This is a genomic window from Mesorhizobium sp. WSM4810, from assembly GCF_055811235.1.
On sequence record NZ_JBVVQV010000002.1, the window covers coordinates 167088 to 187933 of the forward strand.

Below are 20846 nucleotides of genomic sequence, written 5' to 3' on the forward strand. Positions count from 1 at the left end.
TCAAAGGCTTTTGTTGGAAACGGCTCCAACGGTCCCGTTAACCACTCCCCAGAACGCTGTTCAGAGATGGAGGAGCCTCCTCTATGCCACGAACATGCTTAACGGCGATGCCACGAACTTGCTTAACGGCCCGCCATCGGCGAGCGGTCTCTTGCCTCAATAAGGTTTTTCGGTGGCGTGCTGGTCCGGTCAGGGGACAATTCCCCGAGGACCCCGGCGCAGCTGGATCTGGCGGGTGCCGCAGCATTTCTTGAACTTCATACCTGAACCGCAGGGACATTGATCATTGCCGCCGCGTTGCAGCCGGCCGACCAGGGGCAGCAGCGCTGCGGAAGGCAGGAGCGATGCCGCAAGGGCAGCCAACTTGGCCGAGATTCCCGGCACGACGAGGCGACGACCGGATCTGAACCCTCGCCACGCACGTTCGGCCACATATTCCGCATCCACCTTGGGCAAGACGTTGAAGAGCACCGTCTGATTGGCGCCTGACCTTGCGAGAAACTCCGTCGACACCGGGCCCGGTGCCACGCACGTGACCGTCACACCGGTTCGACGCAATTCCTGGTGAAGCGCCTCTGAGAAGAAGCGCACGAAACCTTTGCTGGCGAAATACAGAGCCATATAAGGTCCGGGAAGGAACCCGGCCACGGAACTGAGATTGAGCACCCCGCCCCGTCGGCGCGCCACCATTCCGGGCAGAAAATGGAGGGTCAGTTCTGTGAGGGAATGTATGTTGAGATCGATGATGCCGAGTTGACCATCAACAGGCAGCGCCGTCGTCGCACCCCGCAGGCCATAGCCGGCGCTGTTGACCAGGACATCGCAGACCAGGCCGTGTGCGGACAGAAAGCCCTCCAGGCGAATTGGCGCATCGCCTGCCACGAGATCCAGCTCGAGCGTGAATACCTCGCCACCCGCCTCCCGAACCTCAGACGCCGCGGCGGCCAAACCCTCGCGCGAGCGGGCAACCAGCACAACCGCGCCGTGCTCCCGTGCAGCGACGCTCGCAATTGCCCGGCCAATTCCACCCGAGCCGCCAATCACGACGACGGCCGGCCGCAATCCACTGTGCGAAATCACGTCGCGTTCCTCTGTCTTGCAGGAGCGGAAACACCCTGACCGAGCAGCACCACTTCATTGGCGACAGTGCCGTTCAAAATCTTTTCGAATCGCTCCAGTGCTCGTGCAACGTTCGCTCCATCCATCACCCGGTGATCGTAGTGGATGCGGACATTCACCGATCCGTCGTTGCCGATCGGACCGTAGTTCAGAAGCGTGGTCAATGGTGTCAGTGGGTTGAGTGATTCCGCACCGAGACCAGAATAGACGGACAGTTGGAAGGTACCGAAGTAATTTGCCCTTTGCCGGGCGATGTTCAACCCTAGCCACATAAGCAGCCACCTGACAGGCGCGGGCGCAGCTGCCATGCGCAAGGCACGCCGGAACTCCGGGACCTCGAGGATCGGCCGTGATCGAGCCGCGTGGATGGACCCCTCAAGTTCCGTGATGGAGTAGCGTTCCGGGCATTTCATGCAGCTCAGCAGAACGGCCGGCTCGCCATCATATTCGCGCTCGTGGGCAATCGAGGCCACGCTTGCCGGATACTCGTAAAGCTGCGGCCAGGGCAATTTGACATAGGCGCGCCGCAGCTCCGGCATCTCCAGGGCGAGAAGCGCATAGCCTTTCAGGAAGATCGCGGTCCACGAGGGCCTGGTCTGCTGCGCCATTCTAGCCCTTACGAGTGGGCCGAGATTCATCTGACGCTGCACCGCGACCCGTGGCACGCCGATCGAAAACCTCATCAGATCGCCAACAAGGCGCCGGGGCGCCGAAAGCTTGATGGCTCGACCTCGCATCAAACGACCTCTAATAAAGATAAGGGACTATTCGCTTGGTCCTTTCCATATAGGCACGGTATTGCGGGCCTAAAGTCTCAAGCATCATACGCTCTTCCTTGTCCACTCTCAGCAGGAAAAGGACGGCGAAACCAATCAAACCGGATATGCCCGCAACCCAGTTCGGCAGCAGAAAGAGCTGGCCGAGCCCCATAAGCAGGAACGAGGTGTACATCGGGTGACGGACCAAGGCGTATGGCCCGGCGCTGACCAGTTCGTGCCGTTCGCGAATCTCGAGCGTGATCGACCAGTTACGGCCAAGTTCCTTGTGGGACATGCGAAAAATCCACAGCGCGGAGCAGAAGATGATGGTTCCGAGCGCCACCGACCACACGCTGGCCGGATGGTCAGCCGCTGCGGGGATGCCGGTGGCGACATAGAAGCCAGGCAGGATCGCCAGGCCAAGGAGAGCCGATGCAAGCCCGACGGTGTCGGAACGCGAGCGGCCGCCAGCTACAATTCGCACGCGCCTTGCCCGGCGCTCGAAGGGATACCGGATCACATACCAGGCAACGAGACCGATCACCCATATGATCTCGCCAAGTGAAGCTACAGAAATGGTCACTTCAGGTCACCGGAGCCTTTTCTCGATCTGGGACCACGATAAACCGTCGCAACGATGTCAGCGTCCGAATTGTCGACCGAAGACATTCAGAGCGCGCTGCTTTCGGAGTTGACCGGGCGAATGAGGCGAGAGCGGGTTTGCAAATCGCATTTCAACCGCCGTTCATCTCCCGAAGCTTGGTTATGAATTGTTGCGGCCGGAGCCAGGTACCGGGGGTCTTATACCCCATCGATCTGGCGATGTCCGCTACGAATGCGTTGCAGTTGTAGAGTGAGGCGTGCCAAAGCGGAGAGCTGGCCTGCAGCTTTCGTATGCTCGCGACGACTTTCCTATATTCGGCTTCGGTAAGTAAAACGCGCCAGCTTGCCGACCGGTAGGCATCTTCCAGGTCGCCGTCCGTCCACCCGGTCGTGGCTGGCACGGGCGCCACATGGCCGAGAACATAGACATTGGGATCATCGGACTTCGGAGCGAGCCCCGCGACTTCGGGGTTGACCATCCGTCCCGCCTGGTTCAATCGTCCAAAAATCACGTAGGAATGGCCGTAGGTAAGGGCGTACCGGGAGCGGAACTCGATGAAATGCCGTTGGGCCGCGCGCGCCGGCATCGCCGCGGTACTCAGTGCCCGTTCATTGGACACAAAAGTCGGCTGGGGTTTGTTGTCCTGCGACTGACATGACGCCGCGACAAGCGCGAGCAGGGCCACAATTGTTGAACGGCCACTTACAAGCGTCATCTCATCCAGAACTCCGAGGCAGACCTGGTGCCAGCCTATGCCCGCCAACCGCATGTAGGCTGCGAATCCGGCCTTGGCCCCTGCATATCGATGGGGAAGGGCCTGGCGGCCCTTCCCCAAATCTCCGAAAGCCGGTGCTTATTTAATCACGGGCTCTTCTACGGCAACGGGTTCCGGCGGAGGAGCCTTCCCCTTTCCTTTACCGATCCCGTTCGCGCAGCCACTCAGGCTGGTAACGGCGAGGGTAGCAACCATTACAATCAACATTCTGCTCATCAAGCAATCCTTTCCCCAGGGGCGGAACAGCCTATAGAATCGCCACAAATAAAAAGATATGCAGCCCAACCAAGTTAGCTGCGATCTACACCAAAGCCTAGTGCAGAAATGACACAGTCGGCATTCGGTTGCAGCCGAAATCCTTGCGGTGACGTGCCGGCAGGGCTCACCATGCAACGGAGATCGGGCCTGCCCACCATCAAACCACCACCACCGTCGTGCCCAAAGGAGTCCGTTCGTAGAGGTCGATGATGTCGTCATTTGTCAAACGGATGCACCCGTTCGATACCGCTGTGCCTATCGTCCATGGCTCGTTTGTACCATGTATCCGGAAGTAGGTGTCGCGCCCGTTGCGATAGAGATAAAGGGCACGCGCACCAAGCGGGTTGTTTGGTCCACCAGGGACCCCGCCTGCATACTTCACCAGGCGAGGCTTGCGCCTCATCATGTTGGTGGTGGGTGTCCACGACGGCCAGTCCGCCTTGCGGGCGACGGTCGCTGTACCCTTGAACGAAAGCCCCTGCTCGCCGACGCCGACGCCGTAGCGCGTCGCCCACCCGTCGCCCTCGACGGCATAGAGAAAACGTTGCGAAGTATCGACGACGATCGTTCCAGGCGGCTCGTTCCCGTCGTACCGCACTTGCTTCCGTCGGAAACGAGGATTGAGGCCATTCCTTGGTCCGAACGCGGATGAAATCGGCTCCGTCACCTGCTGTAACGTGGACGTACACCCGGAGAGCATCAGAGCCAGACTTCCCAGCACGAGCCCCCGGCGCGCAATGTTGTGTTCTTCCATTTCTACCTGCTAGGAAACTGGTCAATCTACCGCCCTTCCTCGTCTCTACCATTGCAAGGCCTGCGGGCCAAGTCTCGCTGTGGGGTGGCAAAATGAATTCACAGGATTGACGAGCGAATTGGAGCGAAACTTCTTGCGATAACCGTCCGCCTCTGTTCGGTTAGGCCACAATGGGCATAGGACAGAGACGATGAAGCCTGACTTCCATGGTAAAGTCGCGATTGTGACCGGCGCAGGCTCCGGAATAGGAGCGGCTGTGTCACGGCAACTCGCGCAAGAAGGAGCCGAAATTGTTGTCGCCGACCTTGATGCCGAGGCCGCGCGCTGCATGGCTGCCGAAATAAGCGCGCAAGGAGGCAGGGCCCACGATTTTGCGGTCGATGTCACGGATGCGACAGCCGTCGAAAAGCTGATCGAGTTCACTGTCCAGAAATGCGGCGGACTGGATATGGCGGTAAACAATGCCGGCATCGACGGCGTTCGAAAAGCGACGGCAGACTATCCGCTCGACAACTGGCACAGGCTGATGAACGTCAATCTGAATGGCGTTTTCTACAGCATGAAGTACGAAATCGCCGCCATGCTGGATCGAGGCGGAGGCGCCATCGTGAACATGTCCTCAATTCTCGGTTCCGTCGGCTTGCCGACTGCGTCCGCATACACGGCAGCGAAACACGGGGTCGTTGGGCTGACCAAGGTTGCTGCGATTGAATATGCGAGGATGGGCATCCGGATCAATGTCGTCGGCCCCGGCTGGATCGAAACGCCTCTTCTATCGGAGCAAGCGGAGGCATTAGCCAATACCAGGCGCATGGCAGCCCTTCAACCGATGGGCAGGCGCGGCAAACCGGAAGAGGTAGCGGCTCTTGTGTGCTTCCTGTTGTCCGATCAGGCCAGCTTTATCACTGGCAGCTACCATCTGGTCGACGGAGCTTACACCGCCCATTAGCGCGTCGTGGCTGACGCTGGCGCCCAAAAGACGCGGCGCTCAGCGGCGTTTCTTCGCCTTGCCGGCGAACGGATTTTCCGAGGTCCGCAAGGCGATACGGATCGGCACGCCGGGCATGTCGAAGGCTTGGCGCAGGCTGTTGGAGAGGTAGCGGACATAGGATTGCGGCATCGCGTCCGGCCGCGAGCAGGACACGACGAAGCCTGGCGGCCGCGTCTTGGCCTGGGTGACATATTTGATCTTCAGCCGGCGACCGGCGACGGCAGGCGGCGGATGGTGCGCCAGGATGCCTTCCAGCCAGCGGTTGAGCTTGCCGGTCGAGACGCGGCTGTTCCACACCCTGTGCGTCTTGATGACGGCATCCATCAGCTTGTCGAGGCCGCGCCCGGTCTCGGCCGAGACCGGCACCGCCTGGATGCCGCGCGCCTGCGGCAACAGCCGCTCGGTCTTCTCGCGCAGTTCCGCCAGGAGTTCCTGGGGGTGGTCGATCATATCCCATTTGTTGAAGGCGATCACCGGCGCGCGGCCCTCGCGGATGATCAGGTCGGCGATCTGCAGATCCTGCTTCTCGAAGGGAATGGTGGCGTCGAGCACGATGATGACGATCTCGGCAAAACGGATGGCGCGCAAGCCGTCCTGCACCGACATGACTTCCAGCTTTTCGTGGATCCGGGACTTGCGGCGCATGCCGGCGGTGTCGAACAGTTTCAGGCGGCGGCCATGCCAGTCCCAGTCGACGGAGATGGAATCGCGGGTGATGCCGGCTTCCGGACCGGTCAGGAGCCGCTCCTCGCCGATCAGCGCATTGATCAGCGTCGACTTGCCGGCGTTCGGACGGCCGACGACGGCGATGCGCAGCGGTTTGGTATCGTCATAGCTCGGCTCGGCATCCGGATTGGTGATGTCCTCGCCGATCAGCACCTCGCTGGCGGCGGCCTCCTCGTCGGCATCTTCTTCTTCGCCGAAGGCGCGCGCCTCGCCCAGTGCTGATATCACCGCATCGCGCAAATCGGGCAGGCCCTGGCCGTGTTCGGCCGAGACCGGGATCGGCTCGCCAAGGCCGAGTTCCCAGGCCTCCAGCATGCCGCCCTGGGCGCCGCGCGCCTCGGCCTTGTTGGCGACGACGACAACCGGCTTGCCGGACTTGCGCACGATCTCGGCGAAGGTCTTGTCGTCAGGCATCAGCCCGGACTTGGCATCGATGGTGAAAAAGATCAGGTCGGCTTCGCGGATGGCGATCTCGGTCTGGGCGCGCATGCGGCCCGGCAGCGTCGAAGCAGCGGCATCTTCGAAGCCGGCAGTGTCGATGACGTCGAAATGCAGATCGTAGAGTTTGGCGGCATGGACGCGACGATCGCGGGTGACGCCCGGCGTATCATCGACAAGCGCCAGCTTCCTTCCCACCAGCCTGTTAAAAAGGGTCGATTTGCCGACGTTAGGCCGGCCAATGATGGCGACTTTGAACGTCATCTGTCACGACACGCCGCCCGACCCACGGATCAGCTCGGACATCAACGTGGCCCGCTCGCGCGCGTTGCGCGGGGCGCTGTCATCCGAGGCAATCTGGTCGAACAGTTTCAGTGCGTCCGTCGCCTTGCCTTCCTTCCAGGCGGCAAGGCCGAGCGCCTCGCGCGCCGTATGGCGCAGCGGATTGGTGTCGGCGGTGAGCGTCTCGACTCGGCTCGAAACATCGGCGAACGAACCGTGGTCGACGAGCAGCAGCGCTGCCCTGAGGCGCGCCATATCGCGGAGGCCCGATGGAATGTGCGCATCGGCGGCGACCTCGTCGAAGTCCTTGACGGCGGCGGCGGCGTCGCCCTTGTCCGCCTTGACTGTTGCCGCCCGCATGCGGGCGAGCAGCGGATAAGCGCCGTAGCCATCCTTCTCCAGCGCATCGAGGGCCGCCAGCGCTTCGTCGCTCTTGCCTTCATTGGCGAGCTTCAGCGCTTGCGAGAAGGCATCGCCCGAGCGATTGGCGCGGGTCTCGTCCCAATAGCGATAGCCGACGAAGGCGGCGGTGCCGACCACAACCAGTATCGCGAGCGCAAGCAAGGCAGGACCAAAACGGTCCCACAGCGCATGCGCCTGATCGCGACGCATCTCTTCATTGACTTCGCGGATAAAACTGTCGTCCGACATCTCAAAACCATCCTGCCCGCCTCAGGGCGGTTTAGAGCGACGTGCGTCCATGGAAAGTACGCTCTAACACTTTGAATTTGCGCATCGTGTTTCCTGAAAAAAAATCAATTCTGCACTTCAGGCCGATGCGGTAGCCCGCGTTTTAGCGAAATTTTGCCGGCATGGAAGGGGTTCGACCGGAAAATCGGCTAATCGCCGGACGACGATGTAAAGGATGACTGCAAAGGGCGACCGCACCCACGCCACATTTCGCCGATAGCCGGTGCGCGAACCCTCCTCAAAATCCAGATCAGACACTGATGCCTCGTTTGTCCCGCGCTGTTGCGTTTTCGATCGCGTCGCTTGCTGCGGCGGGCGCTGCTGTCGCCGACCCGCCAGCGCCGGCAAAGCCAAAGCAGGCCGTCCTCATCTCGTTCGACAGCGCCCGCGATATTTTGCAATGGAAGCGCAGCCGGGCGCTGGCCCAGCGCACCGGCGCCCATTTCACCTACTTCGTGTCCTGCGTCTTCCTGCTCTCGCCGGAGACGCGCAAGCAATACACGGCGCCCGGCAAGGCATCAGGCAAATCCAATATCGGCTTCGCCGCCTCGAAACAGGAAATCGCTGACCGGCTCGAGCAGATAAACCTTGCCGCCTCGGAAGGCCATGACATCGGCAGCCACGCTTGCGGCCATTTCGACGGCAAGGACTGGAACAAGGCCGACTGGCTGAGCGAGTTCGGTTCGTTCAAGCGCATTCTCGAAAATGCCTATTCGATCAACGCTATTACCTCCGAACCCGCAGGCTGGCGCGAAATTGCACGTAAGGCGGTTGGCTTTCGCGCACCCTATCTGTCGGCAAACAAGGCGCTCTACGAGGCGCTGCCAAGGGCGGGCTATTGGTTCGACGCGAGCGGTGTGTCGCGCGGCCCTGCCCGGCCACCAACCAGCGACGGCATCACGCGCTTCTCACTGCCGAAGATTCCGGAAGGTCCTGACACAAGGCCGGTGATCGCGATGGACTACAATCTCTATGTCAGGCATTCCGGCGGCTTCGAGCGGCCGAGCCAGGCGGACGAATTCGCCAACCGGACCCATGACGCCTTTCGCGCCGCCTTCGAAGCGCAATATCAGGGCAAACGCATTCCGCTGGAACTCGGCTTCCATTTCACACTGATGAATGACGGCGCCTACTGGAAGGCGCTCGAGCGCTTTGCCGACGAGGTCTGCACCAGGCCCGATGTCGAGTGCATCAGCTATCGCGACTATGTTTCGCGCCAACGCGCCGGGGAAAAGCAGGCGTCGGTGGGCGGCTGAGCCGAAAGCGCTCGCCGCCCCGTCACTCTCAACTTACCGGCTGATCCTCAGGCCGCAAGCCGGCTCGCTCTCGCTCCAGATAGGCCTGGTCGATTTCCGGCAGCGGCGCCCCTTCAAGTGTCGCCTCGAAGGCGCGCAGGCGCTTGTAGATGGATATCAGCTCGACGATGGTCGGCCAGGAATTCACGAGATATTGGAACGAAGTGGCGACTTGTGAAAAAGCGGTAACAATCTGCTGGAAAACGCCAAATGTTATCTTGCCGATTGCCAAGGTCGGAACAAGAATAAGAGTAGCGAATACGTTGTCGACTTGAAGGTATAGATAGCGGACCATGTCAAAATAGACATAGTGTGCATAGAGAGTGAAATAGTTCTTGCGAACATTTCTGAAAAGCTCGGCCAGAGTTGGTGGCTGCGCTCGTGCCGTGTCGTCCTCGCCGAGGACAAGTTCCTTGCGCAGCGCGGCTTCAACCCGCTGATTGCGAAATTCCAACCCGGGCAGCCTGACGCCGACGACTGCCAACAAGCCGGTGCCAAACAGCGACCAGGCGATCGCCGCAATGACCAGCGGATAAGGGATTGCTCCGACGATTGGGAGCGTTGAGACATGGAGAGAAAGGGAGGCCAGCAAGGGCAGGAATGCAATCAGGGTCATGATGGAGTCGATGAAGTTCACGCCGAGCCCCTGCATTGTGCCGGAGAAGCGCATCGTGTCGTCCTGAACGCGCTGCGACGCCCCTTCGATATGGCGCAGCCTCGGCCAGTAAGCGGTAAAATAATCGTTCATCGCGGTGCGCCAGCGAAACACATAGTGCCTGACGAAAAAGACGTTCAGAACGGCGATGCTCATATAGACCAGGGCCAAGGACAGAAACTGCCATACTCCGTAGTAAAGCTCGGCAGGGGAAACGGAGCCCGGCGTGGTCAGCGCCTTCTGCACCATATCGTAAAACATGCCGCGCCAGTCATTGAGCGCCACGCTGATCTGCACGATGAAATTGGTGACGAAAATAATCAAACCAGAGCCAAGGATCGACCAGTTTTGCCAGCGATGCGGGGAATACAGCGCCCAGAAAAGGTAGAATACGCCCATACCGGCGAAGAAATATCCGTAAAACCAGAGGAATGCCGGCGTCAGGAATCTTATCGGGCTGATGACTGGTGCTGCCTGCGGGTCGACCGGCGGCATGCCGAGCATCGTGCCAAGGTGCTCGCCGCCGAAAAACCACAGAAGGACGAGCAGAAGGCTCCAGGCGACGGCCGAAGTGAAAAACAACTTCGGCTGCGGGAAGAAGGATACGAACACTGTTGGGAAATCCTCGGTCGATGCGCAAATCAGCGGCGTTGCTGTTCAGCGGGCATAAGGTCACACATCGATCGGAATGAAAATGGCCGGTGCGTGATGCCCGGCACCGAGCAAGACCACAATCATGGCGATTTTGGCGCAGCCGACCAGATGACCGCGCCGGAGACAAGCAGCACGGCGGCGGCCACGATCGATGCGAGGAAGAAGTCGCCGGAGACTTGCGCAAGCAGGCCGGCGACGATCGGACCGATGATCTGACCGAGGCCGAAGGACGCCGTCATCAACGCCAGGATCCGGCGTGGCGCTTGCGGGGCAAGCTGCCTTCCGCTCTGCAAGCCGAGCGCGGTGATGGCGATGAAGGTGCCGCCAAGCAGAAACCCGCCGAGCAGCGGCCCAATGTGTCCGCCCATAGTGACGCTCGCGCTGACCCCGACCACCTCGACGAGGCACCCCCAGGCATAAGCCCGGTAGAGCCCGATCTTTGCCGCGATCTTCTGCCAGAGCCAGACCGAGGGAATTCCGGCAAGGCCGGTGACCATCCACACCACGGCCTCGAAGACGCGGCCGCCGCCGCCCTGCCGGACGATGGCGACCAGGAACGTCGCCGTCACGATATAGCCGAAGCCGAACAGCCCGTAGGCGACGATGATCTTCACCAGTGACCGGTCCTTTGGCAGCGCCGGTTCGCGGCCATCGGCGCCGTTGGCGGTCGCAGTGCTGCCGAGCAGCAAGGCCACGACGGCAATGGCGCAGGCCGAGATCGCGGCGGACCAGAACCAGCCCGCCGGCCAGCCGGCCTGTCCGGTGACGAGTATTGCCATCAGCGCCGAGGACGCCGCTATGCCGAGGCCGACGCCGCCGAAATGCAGCGCCTGCAGGTCGTTTCGGCCGACCACGGCCAAATGACCGAAAACGATGCTGGACATGAACACAAGGACGAAGGCGCTGGCCACACCGGCAAGAAAGCGGATGACGAGAAAGGCCGCCATCGTGCCGGCCAGGCCCATCAGCCCGGTGAGGACTGCGGTGGCGGCAAGACCGGCCAGCATCAGCAGGCGCTCGCGACCGTGCGCCCAGCCGCCGACGGCTGCGAGCGCGCCAACGAGATAGCCGAGATAGTTGGCGGATGCGATCCAGCCGGCATCGGCCGGCGTCAGTCCTAGTTCCTCCATCATGCCGGGCAGGATCGGCGTGTAGACGAAGCGGCCGATGCCCATGGCGACGGCCAGGGCAATCATGCCGGCGAAGGCGAGGCGCAAAGGGGACGGCGAAGCGGCTTTCATTGCGGCGCACAATAAGTGCACGAGCCGGTGAAACAATCCGCTTGTTGTTGGGCCAGAACGGGTTGCAGCGGCGGACGAGCAGCTTCCAGCCGACCAATATCCGACGTTTGCGATTGGCCGCAGACCACCATGGCTTCGTCATCCCTGGTCTCCGCGACGTCGCTTCGCTCGCATCTTCAGCCGCAGCCGGCCTGCCCGGTGCCGGTCTCGTAGGCAGTGCGCCGGGCCGTCAGCCGGAACGGCACGTCGCCGAGTTCGCGCTCCGACATAGTGTCCAGCACAGGATGCGACAGCGGATCGGTGGCCCATCGGGTGGCTTCGCTTTCTTGCGGCCCGCTTTGCCGCGCGCCGGCAGCGGAAAAGACCCCGAGCAGTGACAAAATCTTCATCGTATTCTTCCTCCACAGGTCTGCTTGTTCCTTAAAATTTGCCGTTCCTCCCCGCATTTCAATTGAGATTTCAACCGTGCTGGTTTAGAAAAACTGTATGGCCATGCTCAACCGCGTCCACCTCAACGGCCTGCGCGCCGTGGAAACCGTCGCCCGCCTGGGATCGCTTTCGGCTGCGGCGAGCGAACTCAACGTGTCCGCCAGCGCCGTCAGCCAGCAGGTCAAGCGGACGGAAGCGCAACTTGGCCAGGCGCTGTTCGAACGAACGGCAAGCGGTCTGGTGCCAACCGAATTCGGCACCGTCTTCACCGCCCGGCTCGGGGCAGGTTTCCGCGAGCTCGCCCAAGCCGTGGCGCTCGCCGACGAGGCCTCCGAATGCACGCTGGTGGTTTCGGTTGCGCCGGCCTTTGCCTCGAAGTGGCTGCTGCCTCGACTATCATGTCACTTCGCCCGGCATCCGAATGTGCTTTTGCGCATCGACGCCTCGGTGCGGATTGCCGATCTCGATCGCTCGGACATCGACATCGCCATCCGGCTTGGCGACGGCAAATGGCCGGGCGTGCGCGCGCAACTGCTGCTGGCGCAGGAAGTCTTCCCGGTCTGCGCCCCGGTGATCGCCGACAAACTGAAATCGATCGATGATCTCGCCCTGACCTGCGCGATCACCGACGAAAAAGCGATGATCAGCTGGGAAAGCTGGTTCGAGGCGGCCGGGGTGAAGCCGGTCAGCTTCCTCAACGGCGCGCGCTTCACCGACCCGATGCTGTGCCTGGAATCGGCGATCGCCGGCCACGGCGTCATGCTCGGCTGGCAATTGCTGACGGCTGATGCTCTCGCCGACGGCCGGCTGGTCGCGCCGTTCGGCGTCCGCGCCGAGAGCGGGCTGGGCTACTGGCTGGTGACCTCGGCCAGCAAGAGCGAGAGCCGCAAGGTGCGCGATTTCAAGATCTGGATCCGCGAGGAGATCGAGGCAACGATGGCGCAGTTCGGCGCGCTCGCCGGCGCGGCCTGAGCAGGCCCGGTCGATCACGGTGGAAAGACCGATGGCACCGGTCTATGTAAGAACCAGGCTCCCACATCGCGACAGGCAGGATCATGACCACACATTCGCGCGGCGTTTCCGCAACGATCGACCCGGTGAAGCTCGACAGGCTGGCAGAAGTCGCCATCAAGGTCGGGCTGCAATTGCAACCGGGGCAGGACCTGGTGCTCACATCGTCGATCGCAGCGCTGCCTTTGACGCGGCGGATCGTCGAGCACGCCTACAAGGCCGGCGCCGGCCTGGTGACGCCGATCTTCAACGACGACGAGATGACGCTGGCACGCTTCCGCTACGGCGCCGATGCCGGTTTCGACCACGCCGCCGGCTGGCTTTACGAGGGCATGGCCAAGGCCTTCGCCAACAATGCGGCGCGGCTGGCCGTGCGCGGCGAGGATCCGTCGCTGCTGTCGGCGCAGGATCCGGCGAAAGTGGCGCGCGCCAACAAGGCGAACTCGATCGCCTACCAGCCGGCACTGGAAAAGATCACCGGCTTCGACATCAACTGGAACATCGTCGCCTACCCCGACCTGGCCTGGGCCAGGCAGGTGTTTCCGGGCGATAGCGACGACGTCGCGGTGGCGAAGCTCGCCGACGCGATCTTTGCCGCCTCACGGGTCGATGTGGACGACCCGATCGGCAACTGGAAGGCGCACAATGCGGCGCTTCGCAGCCGCACCGAATGGCTGAACGGCCATAATTTCCATGCGCTGCATTTCACCGGACCCTGCACCGACCTGACCGTCGGCCTGGCCGACGGCCATGAATGGATGGGCGGCGCCTCGACTGCCAGGAACGGCATCACCTGCAACCCGAACATCCCGACCGAGGAGGTTTTCACCACGCCGCATGCAAGGCGCGTCGAAGGCCATGTTACGAGCACCAAGCCGCTGTCGTACCAAGGCACGCTGATCGACGGCATTGCGGTGCGTTTCGAGCAGGGTCGCATCGTCGAGGCCAAGGCCAGCCGCGGCGAAGATGTGCTGAAAAAAGTGCTCGACACCGATGAAGGCGCACGCCGGCTCGGCGAGGTCGCCCTGGTGCCGCATTCCTCGCCGATCGCGGCGAGCGGCCTGCTGTTCTTCAACACGCTGTTTGACGAGAATGCCGCCTGCCATATCGCGCTCGGGCAGTGCTATTCGAAGTGCTTTGTCGACGGCGCCTCGCTCACTCAGGACGAGATCGCGGCGCGCGGCGGCAACAAGAGCTTCATCCATATCGACTGGATGATCGGTTCGGACAAGGTCGACATCGACGGCGTCGGCAAGGACGGCGGCCGCGTGCCGGTGATGCGCAAGGGCGAATGGGCTTAGGGGCGAGTGGGCGTAAGGGCGAGTGGGCGTAAGCAGCCGCCAGCAAGCCGTCATGGCCAGCAAGACGACATGGCCAGCAAGACGACATGGCGGCCAACCCCGGAGTTGGCAATGAAACTCGATATCAGGGTCAAACGCATCTACGAGCCGGCCTCGCCTGGCGATGGGCAGCGGGTGCTCATAGACCGCCTATGGCCGCGCGGCGTCCGCAAGGAAGACGCCGCGCTGACACTATGGCTGAAGACCATCGCGCCAAGCGATGAATTGCGCAAATGGTTCGGCCACGAGCCGACGCGCTGGATGGAATTCCAGCAGCGCTATCGCGGCGAGCTCGACCGGAACAGCGAGGCGGTCGGCCAGTTGCGTGCCCTGCTCGACAACGGCCGGGTGACGTTGCTCTACGGCGCCCAGGACGAGTTGCACAACAACGCGGTGGCTTTGGCTGATTATCTCAGCCTGAAGGGCTGAGGCAGCGCTCTGCCGACGCGGTCATCGCTAGCTCAGGCGACACGCAGTTCCGTGGCCGCATCGAAGAGGTGCACCTTGCCCGGCAGCACCGAAAGATTGATCGCGGCGCCGGCGCTGCGGCGCTCGTCACGCGGCACCACGGCGACGGCATCGTATCCGGCCACGCGCAAATGAATCTGGACATCGGCGCCGGTCGTTTCGGACAGCACGACCTCGCCCATGATCTCACCCGTATCCGAAATGCCGAGATCGTGTGGCCGGACGCCCATGATGACCTTTTGGCCTGGTGTTGCCTTGATCTGCGGCGACAGGCCGATCGACACGCCTTCGGCGACGAAGCGAGGACTGCCGCCTGCGGTCTCGACAGCGCCGGCGATGAAGTTCATCGACGGCGAGCCGATGAAATCAGCGACATATTTCGAGTTCGGGCGCTCGTAGACCTCGTCGGGCGTGCCGATCTGCATGATCCTGCCGGCGTGCATCAGCACGATCTTGTCGGCCATCGTCATCGCCTCGATCTGGTCATGGGTGACGTAGATCGTGGTTGTGCCGAGACGATTGTGGAGTTGACGGATTTCCACGCGCATATGCGTGCGCAGCTTGGCGTCGAGATTGGAGAGCGGCTCGTCGAAAAGGAAGACGGCGGCATTGCGCACCATGGCGCGGCCCATGGCGACGCGCTGGCGCTGGCCACCCGACAGTTCCTTGGGATAGCGCCCGAGATAGGGCGTGAGATTCAGGATTTCCGCCGCCCATTCGACCTTCTTCCTGATCTCCGCCTTTGGCACTTTCGCCACTTCCAGGCTGAAGCCGATATTGTCGAACACCTTCATTGTCGGATAGAGCGCGTAATTCTGGAACACCATCGCGATGTCGCGATCGCGCGGGTGAACGTCATTGACCCGCCTGTCGCCGATCAAAAGATCGCCGCTGGTCACCCGCTCGAGCCCGGCCGTCATGCGCAGGAGCGTGGTCTTGCCGCAGCCCGACGGCCCAAGAAGCACGACGAATTCGCGGTCGGCAATGCCGAAGGAGATGTCTTTCATCACCTCGACATTGCCGAAATTCTTGGCGATGTTCTTATATTCTACGGTGGCCATTCTTTGTCTCCAGACGCCCGGGTCAGGGTCGTCAGTATTTCTGCCTGGTCGGTGTGATGACGATTTCCTGCACGAGAGCGTTCTGTGGCATGAGGTAGGCGTGCAGCATGAGGTCTGCGACGTGCTCCGGGCCGATGCCGCCGCCGATCTTGAGCTTGTTGGCATTGTAGTTGGCGAGCGTCTGCGGATCGAGGACGCCGCTCAGAACTTCGGTTTCGATCACCCCGGGCGAAAGCACGACGACGCGGACGTCATAGTCGGAAAGATAGTCGCGCAGCGATTCCGACACGGCGTGAACGAAGAATTTCGTCCCGCAGTAGACCGTATGATCCGGATAGATTTTTCGGCCGGCGATCGAACTCATCATGAACAGCGTTCCATGACGGCGCTCCATCATGCCCGACATCACGGCGTGGACCGAATTCAGCACGCCTTTGGTGTTGATGTCGATCATCTCGTCCCATTCCTCGGGCGGCTGGCGCCCTATGTCGGCGAGACGCGCTATGCCGGCATTGGCAAACAGCATGTCGACCGGTCCGTACTCGGCTTCCGCCTCCTTCACGGCGGCTGCGATCGCGGCGCGGTCGCGGACATCGACCTGCCGGGCCATGCTGTCGGGCAGGTTGAGCGCCTCCATGCGCTCCAGACGGCGGGCCATCATTAGAACAGGGTGGCCGGCGCGCGAAAACGCCTTGGCGACCGCCTCGCCGATACCAGAACTGGCTCCTGTCACTGCTACGAGCTGTTTTCCAGCCATGACTTTCCTCAATCGAAAATTGTCGATACGCCGGGCTGGCGGCCCTAGGGCAGCCAGCCCGGGGGAAGACTCAGCCCTTGGCGACGAGATCGTCGACCTGGGTTTTCAGGGCGTCGAGTGACTCCTTGGCCGAGCCCGACTGGCCGGCGAAGTATTTGCCCAGCGCAACCGGGATCATGTCGCTCGAGAGTTCTGCCCACGCCGGCAGGTCGGGCTCGGATCCCATGTAGTTGGCGATGGTGTCGCGCACGACCGGCAAGTGGCGGGTCGTGCCGGCGCCGACACGCGCATTGGCCAGCACGCGCGGATCGTCATAGACGCTGGTGCGCGTTGGCCCGGTACCGCCGCCCAGAACGGTTATCAGCGCCTGGGTATCGGCTGAGGTCGCCCACTGCATGAAAATCCAGGCGGCGTCCGGGCTCTTCGAGTATTTCGATACCGCGAGCGAAGAGCCGCCCTGGTGACCAACGCCCGGAATTTCGCCGAACCCGGTCTGCTCGACGGTGCGCAGCGTCGCGGCAGGTTTCGGCGGAACCATCGCTTCCATCAGGCCCGAGACCTTGGAGGCCTTGGGATCGTCGAAGAACGGGAAGAATTCGCCCCAGGACAGCATCGAGGCGGCGACGCCCTGGCCGACCGACTGGCCCTCGCCATCCCATGTCCAGCCGTCGACGCCGGGCGGCATCGTCGCCTTGAGCTTGTCCCAGTAGGCCATGGCGGCCAAGCCGGCGTCGTCATTGCCAGTGAACTTGCCGTCGGGGCCGAAAATCGAACCGCCATGGCCCCAAAGCCACGCCGTCCAATCGCATTCGAGGCTGTAATGGCCCGATTTCATCTGGCCGCTGGTGCCGTACATGTCCGGGCCCTTGGCGTCGGTGATCGCCGCAGATGCCTTCAGCAAATCGTCCAGCGTCGCCGGAGGCGGCAGCTTGAGCTCGTCCCAGACGTCCTTGCGGTACTGCATGATGAAGATTGGGATGTCGTAGGGCACGCCGACCATGCGGTCCTCGTACATGGCGATACCGTCGACGAGCGGCTTCAGGAAGTCGTCGATGTTGTAGTTCGGCATTGCCAAGTCGGCGTTCTTGAGCTGCTCGCGCGGGTCGAAGACGTCCTGGCTGAAGCTCGCCGCCCAGCTCTGGTCGATATAGTAGAGGTCGTAAGTGCCGAGGCTCGAGGCCACGTCGAGCGTCAGCTTCTGCAGCACCTGCTCGAGCGGCAGCACTTCTATCTCGACCTTGATGCCGGTGGCCTCCTCGAAATACTGCTTGAGCTGCGTGGCGATGGCATTGGACGGCGGCGTCGATTCGGTGGCGAGACGAAGCGTCGTTCCGGCAAAGGGCTTGCCGACATCCGAGAGCCATTTGGTGATTTCGGCGCTGGGCTTCAGTTCCTGCTCCTGAGCCGATGCCTGGCTGATGCCGTAGAACGGACGTCGCCCCAGGCCCATGCCGAGCGCGCCGGCGCCGAGGCCGAGAATGCCTGCTGCGCGAAGAAACGAGCGGCGGTCCATCTGTCCGCGAACGAAGCGGTCGGTGACAGAGGCAAGATGCGTCTTTCTGATGCTGTCTTTCATTGTCTACTCCTCCGGTTTAATTCGCGATTTTCTCAAGGCTGCGAATTCGAGCCTCCCATCTATTGTTTCAACGATCCCATCGTGAGACCGCGCACGAGGTGCTTCTGAACCAACAGAATGAAGATGAAAGCGGGAATGATGGATGCGGCGCCAAGCGCGGCCATGTTGCCCCAGGCGGTGCCGATCGAGGTGACGAAGGTCGACGAGACGACAGGCACGGTCTTGAGCGACGTGGTGGTCAGGGTCAGCGCAAAGAGGAATTCGGTCCAGCTGAAGATGAAGCAGAGCACCGCCGTGGCGGCGATGCCGCCCTTGGCCATCGGCAGCACGATCCTGCGAAAAATCATGAAGCGGCTGGCGCCATCGACAATGGCGCTCTCGTCGATCTCGGAGGGAATGTCGTCGAAGAAGCTCTTCATCAGAAGGACGGCGAGCGGCAGGTTCATCAGCGCGTGGATCAGCACCATGCCGGTATAGGTGTCGATGAGACCGAAATTCTTGTAGATGAAGAACATCGGCACCGCGACCGCGACGGGCGGCATCATGCGCGTCGACAACACCCAGCCGACGAAACTGTGCCGGCCGCGGAAGTGCATGCGCGACAGGGCATAGGCGGCAAGCGTGGCGATGGCGACGGCGAGCACGGTCGACAGCGTCGCGATGACAATCGAATCCCAGACGCGGGGCGCCATGTAGAAATTGCCGCCGCCCGGCGTCACGGTGATGCCGCCGCTGCCCAGCGAAATCCCGAACACCTTCTGGAAATTGTCGAAGGTCGGCGTGAAGGCGAACAGTTTCGGCGGCCGGTTGAAGATGTTGTTGCCGTGTTTGAACGCCACCGACGTCCAGTAGTAGATCGGAAAGAAGAAGATCGCGACCACAACCCAGGCGGCGATGGTGCGAAGCATGCGGGTCGAGAAGGAGCCGTTCATTCTACCACCTCACCTTGGCGATACGGATGAAGAGGTTGGCAATGACGAGGATGATCACCAGGGTGACAAGGCTGAGCGTGGCTCCATAGCCCCATTTTACGAAGCTGAACGTCTGCTGCCATGCATAGAGGGACAGCGAGTAGGTCGACGCTCCCGGCCCGCCGGAGGTCATGACGAAGACGTAGTCGAAAACCCGGAACAGATCGATGCCGCGGACCAGCACGGCGATGGCGATCACCTTCGACATCATCGGCAGGGTGATGCGCCGGAAGATCTGGAACGACGAGGCGCCGTCGATCATCGCGGCCTCGTAAGGCTCCGGCGGCAGCGCCCTGAGACCGGCAAGGAAGATGAGCACCATGAACGGCGTCCACTGCCAGATTTCCGCGACGAGAACGCCGGCAAGCGCGGTCGACGCGGTGGCGAGGATGGGGTTGTTCGAATTGAGCAGTCCGATCGACTGCAGGAGATAGCTGATCACGCCGAACTGCGGATCCTCCATCAGCAGATACATCATGCCGACAATGGCTGGCGGAATGACGAGCGTCATCGTCAGTACGCCGCGCAGGAATCCGAAACCGAAGCCGTCGCTGTCGAGGAGCAGCGCGATCGCCATGCCGAGCACCAGCTCGAAGATCAGCGCGATGGCGAAATAGGTGAAGGTGATGACGAGCGACTGCCAGAACCGCGTGTCGTTCCACAGCTGCACCCAGTTTTCCGTTCCGACGAATTCGAGCGCCCGCCGGCGCGGGACGAACTCATGGAAGCTCAGCCAGATGTTGTAGACGAGAGGATACACGGTGAAGACAAGCAGGATCGCCACCAGCGGCAGCAGCCAGGGCAGCGGGTGATCCGAAATGACGAAACGTCTGGCTTGGGCAACCCGCACGCGTTCCTCCCGAACCGCTTCGTTTTGCGATGCACAAATGTTCATATCTTGTGCATTTGTTCAAATGCTATATCGTCGCCCTGTCTGTGGCAAGCACTTGTTGGCCGGCTACAGCGGCATTCAGATGGGTGCGCCACAAGCATCGGAGGACCCTCATGACGTCGATCGGTCTGCTGGCACGGGTTGCCCATCAGTATTTCGTGCTGGGCGAAACGCAGCAGGCCATCGCCGAGCGGCTGCAGATCAACCGCACCAAGATCCACAGGCTGCTGGCGGAGGCGAAGGAGCGCGGCATCGTCTCGATCCGCATCAATGCCGGGACGTCCCAGGCGCTCGAAATGGAAGAACAGCTCAGGCGGAAGTACCGGCTCGACATATGCAGCGTCACACCTGATGACACCGGGTCGGAACTCGGGCTCTCCGAAGTGATCGGCATCTATGCCGCGCAGACCGTCGAGACGCTGCTCAGGGACGACATGACGGTCGCCATGGCGTGGGGCCGAACCATGCGATGGCTCGCTTCCAACATCGAGCCGGTGGCGCTCAGAAACGTTACCGTCGTGCCGCTTCTCGGCTCGCTGTCGCGCCGGTCGTCGATCGACAAATACGACGCGGCCGCCGTCTTTGCCCAGCGCACCCAGGCCGAATCCTATTATCTCCCCGGACCCATCATCTGCGACAGCCGTGAAAGCCGTGAGACGATCCTGCAGCAACCGAGCGCGCGCGAGGTTATCCAGAAGGCGCTGAACGCCGACCTTGCGCTGATGAGCGTCGGCGGCACAACCAGTTCGACGCTGCGGAGCGTCGGTTACATGACCGACGAGGAATTCGACGATATCCTGAGACTGAAGCCGATCGGGAACTTTCTCGGCTATTTCTTCGACCGGGACGCCGAACTCATCGACCATCCCGTCAACGAGCGCATTGTCGGGGTCTATCCTCGCGACACGCTGAACATTCCCAAGCGCATCCTCGTTTCCGGCGGAAAGAACAAGGTCGGCATCATGACCAAGCTCTTGGAAAAGGGATTCTTCACCGGCCTCATCACCGACCAGGGGACGGGCAGTTCGCTGTGACCGGCCGGGGTTGCGGCGGCAGCCGAAGCTGCCGTGCGATGTTGCCTGGCGCATCGCGCCCGCTTGC

At 61.8% G+C, this 20846-nt stretch carries 22 protein-coding genes; 6 read left to right on the forward strand and 16 right to left on the reverse strand.

What is annotated here, in order from left to right; translation table 11 throughout:
- Nucleotides 1-189: 189 nt before the first annotated feature.
- The 6 genes from AC0L3O_RS03585 to AC0L3O_RS03610 all read right to left on the reverse strand — a co-directional run bounded on the left by AC0L3O_RS03585 (nt 190) and on the right by AC0L3O_RS03610 (nt 4268).
- Entirely contained in the window at nt 190-1077 is an 888-nt protein-coding gene (locus AC0L3O_RS03585) for an SDR family NAD(P)-dependent oxidoreductase (RefSeq protein WP_473475375.1), read from the reverse strand.
- A complete protein-coding gene (locus AC0L3O_RS03590) occupies nt 1077-1856 on the reverse strand; it encodes a hypothetical protein (protein ID WP_473614826.1) in 780 nt (259 codons plus the stop codon). The genes AC0L3O_RS03585 and AC0L3O_RS03590 overlap by 1 nt, the downstream gene beginning before the upstream one ends.
- A gap of 10 nt (nt 1857-1866) precedes the next feature.
- Complete coding sequence (locus tag AC0L3O_RS03595; RefSeq protein ID WP_031254999.1) at nt 1867-2454, reverse strand: protein-S-isoprenylcysteine O-methyltransferase; 588 nt, start codon at nt 2452-2454, stop codon at nt 1867-1869.
- A 157-nt stretch (nt 2455-2611) separates the two neighbouring features.
- Nucleotides 2612-3196 (reverse strand): hypothetical protein, encoded by a 585-nt coding sequence (locus AC0L3O_RS03600; protein WP_031255001.1) that lies wholly within the window; start codon nt 3194-3196, stop codon nt 2612-2614.
- Nucleotides 3197-3334: 138 nt separating this feature from the next.
- Nucleotides 3335-3472 carry an ABC transporter gene (locus AC0L3O_RS03605; protein WP_084646669.1) on the reverse strand — a complete coding sequence of 46 codons (138 nt, stop codon included), beginning with the start codon at nt 3470-3472 and terminating at the stop codon, nt 3335-3337.
- 199 nt (nt 3473-3671) lie between these two features.
- A complete protein-coding gene (locus AC0L3O_RS03610; protein ID WP_023799405.1) occupies nt 3672-4268 on the reverse strand; it encodes a L,D-transpeptidase in 597 nt (198 codons plus the stop codon).
- A 190-nt stretch (nt 4269-4458) separates the two neighbouring features.
- Between AC0L3O_RS03610 and AC0L3O_RS03615 the strand changes: the two genes are divergently transcribed.
- Complete coding sequence (locus AC0L3O_RS03615; RefSeq protein WP_473614827.1) at nt 4459-5217, forward strand: SDR family NAD(P)-dependent oxidoreductase; 759 nt, start codon at nt 4459-4461, stop codon at nt 5215-5217.
- Between the two features lie 39 nt (nt 5218-5256).
- Here the strand turns inward: AC0L3O_RS03615 and der are convergent, their stop codons facing one another.
- Both der and AC0L3O_RS03625 read right to left on the reverse strand, forming a co-directional pair.
- A complete protein-coding gene (gene der / locus AC0L3O_RS03620; protein ID WP_473614828.1) occupies nt 5257-6687 on the reverse strand; it encodes a ribosome biogenesis GTPase Der in 1431 nt (476 codons plus the stop codon).
- 3 nt (nt 6688-6690) lie between these two features.
- Entirely contained in the window at nt 6691-7356 is a 666-nt protein-coding gene (locus AC0L3O_RS03625) for a tetratricopeptide repeat protein (protein ID WP_473614830.1), read from the reverse strand.
- A gap of 299 nt (nt 7357-7655) precedes the next feature.
- On the opposite strand from AC0L3O_RS03625, the gene AC0L3O_RS03630 reads away from it, so the two are divergent.
- Nucleotides 7656-8651: a polysaccharide deacetylase family protein gene (locus tag AC0L3O_RS03630; RefSeq protein ID WP_473614831.1), complete on the forward strand. Its 996-nt coding sequence runs from the start codon at nt 7656-7658 to the stop codon at nt 8649-8651.
- A gap of 28 nt (nt 8652-8679) precedes the next feature.
- Here the strand turns inward: AC0L3O_RS03630 and sbmA are convergent, their stop codons facing one another.
- The 3 genes from sbmA to AC0L3O_RS03645 all read right to left on the reverse strand — a co-directional run bounded on the left by sbmA (nt 8680) and on the right by AC0L3O_RS03645 (nt 11629).
- On the reverse strand, nt 8680-9957 hold the full coding sequence (gene sbmA / locus AC0L3O_RS03635) for a peptide antibiotic transporter SbmA (RefSeq protein ID WP_023799410.1): 1278 nt from the start codon (nt 9955-9957) through the stop codon (nt 8680-8682).
- A 122-nt stretch (nt 9958-10079) separates the two neighbouring features.
- Nucleotides 10080-11240, reverse strand: coding sequence for a YbfB/YjiJ family MFS transporter (locus tag AC0L3O_RS03640; protein WP_473614832.1), 1161 nt, complete (start codon nt 11238-11240; stop codon nt 10080-10082).
- A gap of 176 nt (nt 11241-11416) precedes the next feature.
- On the reverse strand, nt 11417-11629 hold the full coding sequence (locus AC0L3O_RS03645; protein WP_128167720.1) for a hypothetical protein: 213 nt from the start codon (nt 11627-11629) through the stop codon (nt 11417-11419).
- 97 nt (nt 11630-11726) lie between these two features.
- Here AC0L3O_RS03645 and AC0L3O_RS03650 point away from each other — a divergent pair, with 97 nt between their 5' ends.
- From AC0L3O_RS03650 to AC0L3O_RS03660, 3 genes are all read left to right on the forward strand, one after another.
- Nucleotides 11727-12641 carry a LysR substrate-binding domain-containing protein gene (locus AC0L3O_RS03650; protein WP_473614834.1) on the forward strand — a complete coding sequence of 305 codons (915 nt, stop codon included), beginning with the start codon at nt 11727-11729 and terminating at the stop codon, nt 12639-12641.
- A gap of 83 nt (nt 12642-12724) precedes the next feature.
- Entirely contained in the window at nt 12725-13981 is a 1257-nt protein-coding gene (locus AC0L3O_RS03655; protein WP_473614835.1) for an aminopeptidase, read from the forward strand.
- Nucleotides 13982-14092: 111 nt separating this feature from the next.
- Nucleotides 14093-14449: a DUF488 domain-containing protein gene (locus AC0L3O_RS03660; protein WP_287072818.1), complete on the forward strand. Its 357-nt coding sequence runs from the start codon at nt 14093-14095 to the stop codon at nt 14447-14449.
- Nucleotides 14450-14481: 32 nt separating this feature from the next.
- Here AC0L3O_RS03660 and AC0L3O_RS03665 read toward each other — a convergent pair whose 3' ends face one another.
- The 5 genes from AC0L3O_RS03665 to AC0L3O_RS03685 all read right to left on the reverse strand — a co-directional run bounded on the left by AC0L3O_RS03665 (nt 14482) and on the right by AC0L3O_RS03685 (nt 19703).
- On the reverse strand, nt 14482-15549 hold the full coding sequence (locus AC0L3O_RS03665) for an ABC transporter ATP-binding protein (protein WP_023799417.1): 1068 nt from the start codon (nt 15547-15549) through the stop codon (nt 14482-14484).
- Between the two features lie 31 nt (nt 15550-15580).
- Nucleotides 15581-16306 carry an SDR family oxidoreductase gene (locus tag AC0L3O_RS03670; protein ID WP_128167724.1) on the reverse strand — a complete coding sequence of 242 codons (726 nt, stop codon included), beginning with the start codon at nt 16304-16306 and terminating at the stop codon, nt 15581-15583.
- A 70-nt stretch (nt 16307-16376) separates the two neighbouring features.
- On the reverse strand, nt 16377-17882 hold the full coding sequence (locus AC0L3O_RS03675) for an ABC transporter substrate-binding protein (RefSeq protein ID WP_023799419.1): 1506 nt from the start codon (nt 17880-17882) through the stop codon (nt 16377-16379).
- 59 nt (nt 17883-17941) lie between these two features.
- Entirely contained in the window at nt 17942-18814 is an 873-nt protein-coding gene (locus AC0L3O_RS03680; protein WP_473614837.1) for a carbohydrate ABC transporter permease, read from the reverse strand.
- 1 nt (nt 18815) lies between these two features.
- Entirely contained in the window at nt 18816-19703 is an 888-nt protein-coding gene (locus AC0L3O_RS03685; RefSeq protein WP_091596095.1) for a carbohydrate ABC transporter permease, read from the reverse strand.
- 155 nt (nt 19704-19858) lie between these two features.
- On the opposite strand from AC0L3O_RS03685, the gene AC0L3O_RS03690 reads away from it, so the two are divergent.
- The gene (locus AC0L3O_RS03690) at nt 19859-20779 is read left to right on the forward strand and encodes a sugar-binding transcriptional regulator (protein WP_023799422.1); all 921 of its coding nucleotides are present in this window, start codon (nt 19859-19861) and stop codon (nt 20777-20779) included.
- Nucleotides 20780-20846 lie beyond the last annotated feature (67 nt).

Bases quoted from the DNA above. Each gene is read 5' to 3' on its own strand.
- AC0L3O_RS03590 (WP_473614826.1), bottom strand. From the start codon at position 1,856: ATGCGAGGTCGAGCCATCAAGCTTTCGGCGCCCCGGCGCCTTGTTGGC.
- AC0L3O_RS03600 (WP_031255001.1), bottom strand. From the start codon at position 3,196: ATGACGCTTGTAAGTGGCCGTTCAACAATTGTGGCCCTGCTCGCGCTT.
- AC0L3O_RS03605 (WP_084646669.1), bottom strand. From the start codon at position 3,472: ATGAGCAGAATGTTGATTGTAATGGTTGCTACCCTCGCCGTTACCAGC.
- AC0L3O_RS03610 (WP_023799405.1), bottom strand. From the start codon at position 4,268: ATGGAAGAACACAACATTGCGCGCCGGGGGCTCGTGCTGGGAAGTCTG.
- AC0L3O_RS03615 (WP_473614827.1), top strand. From the start codon at position 4,459: ATGAAGCCTGACTTCCATGGTAAAGTCGCGATTGTGACCGGCGCAGGC.
- der (WP_473614828.1), bottom strand. From the start codon at position 6,687: ATGACGTTCAAAGTCGCCATCATTGGCCGGCCTAACGTCGGCAAATCG.
- AC0L3O_RS03625 (WP_473614830.1), bottom strand. From the start codon at position 7,356: ATGTCGGACGACAGTTTTATCCGCGAAGTCAATGAAGAGATGCGTCGC.
- AC0L3O_RS03630 (WP_473614831.1), top strand. From the start codon at position 7,656: ATGCCTCGTTTGTCCCGCGCTGTTGCGTTTTCGATCGCGTCGCTTGCT.
- AC0L3O_RS03640 (WP_473614832.1), bottom strand. From the start codon at position 11,240: ATGAAAGCCGCTTCGCCGTCCCCTTTGCGCCTCGCCTTCGCCGGCATG.
- AC0L3O_RS03645 (WP_128167720.1), bottom strand. From the start codon at position 11,629: ATGAAGATTTTGTCACTGCTCGGGGTCTTTTCCGCTGCCGGCGCGCGG.
- AC0L3O_RS03650 (WP_473614834.1), top strand. From the start codon at position 11,727: ATGGCCATGCTCAACCGCGTCCACCTCAACGGCCTGCGCGCCGTGGAA.
- AC0L3O_RS03655 (WP_473614835.1), top strand. From the start codon at position 12,725: ATGACCACACATTCGCGCGGCGTTTCCGCAACGATCGACCCGGTGAAG.
- AC0L3O_RS03660 (WP_287072818.1), top strand. From the start codon at position 14,093: ATGAAACTCGATATCAGGGTCAAACGCATCTACGAGCCGGCCTCGCCT.
- AC0L3O_RS03665 (WP_023799417.1), bottom strand. From the start codon at position 15,549: ATGGCCACCGTAGAATATAAGAACATCGCCAAGAATTTCGGCAATGTC.
- AC0L3O_RS03670 (WP_128167724.1), bottom strand. From the start codon at position 16,306: ATGGCTGGAAAACAGCTCGTAGCAGTGACAGGAGCCAGTTCTGGTATC.
- AC0L3O_RS03675 (WP_023799419.1), bottom strand. From the start codon at position 17,882: ATGAAAGACAGCATCAGAAAGACGCATCTTGCCTCTGTCACCGACCGC.
- AC0L3O_RS03680 (WP_473614837.1), bottom strand. From the start codon at position 18,814: ATGAACGGCTCCTTCTCGACCCGCATGCTTCGCACCATCGCCGCCTGG.
- AC0L3O_RS03690 (WP_023799422.1), top strand. From the start codon at position 19,859: ATGACGTCGATCGGTCTGCTGGCACGGGTTGCCCATCAGTATTTCGTG.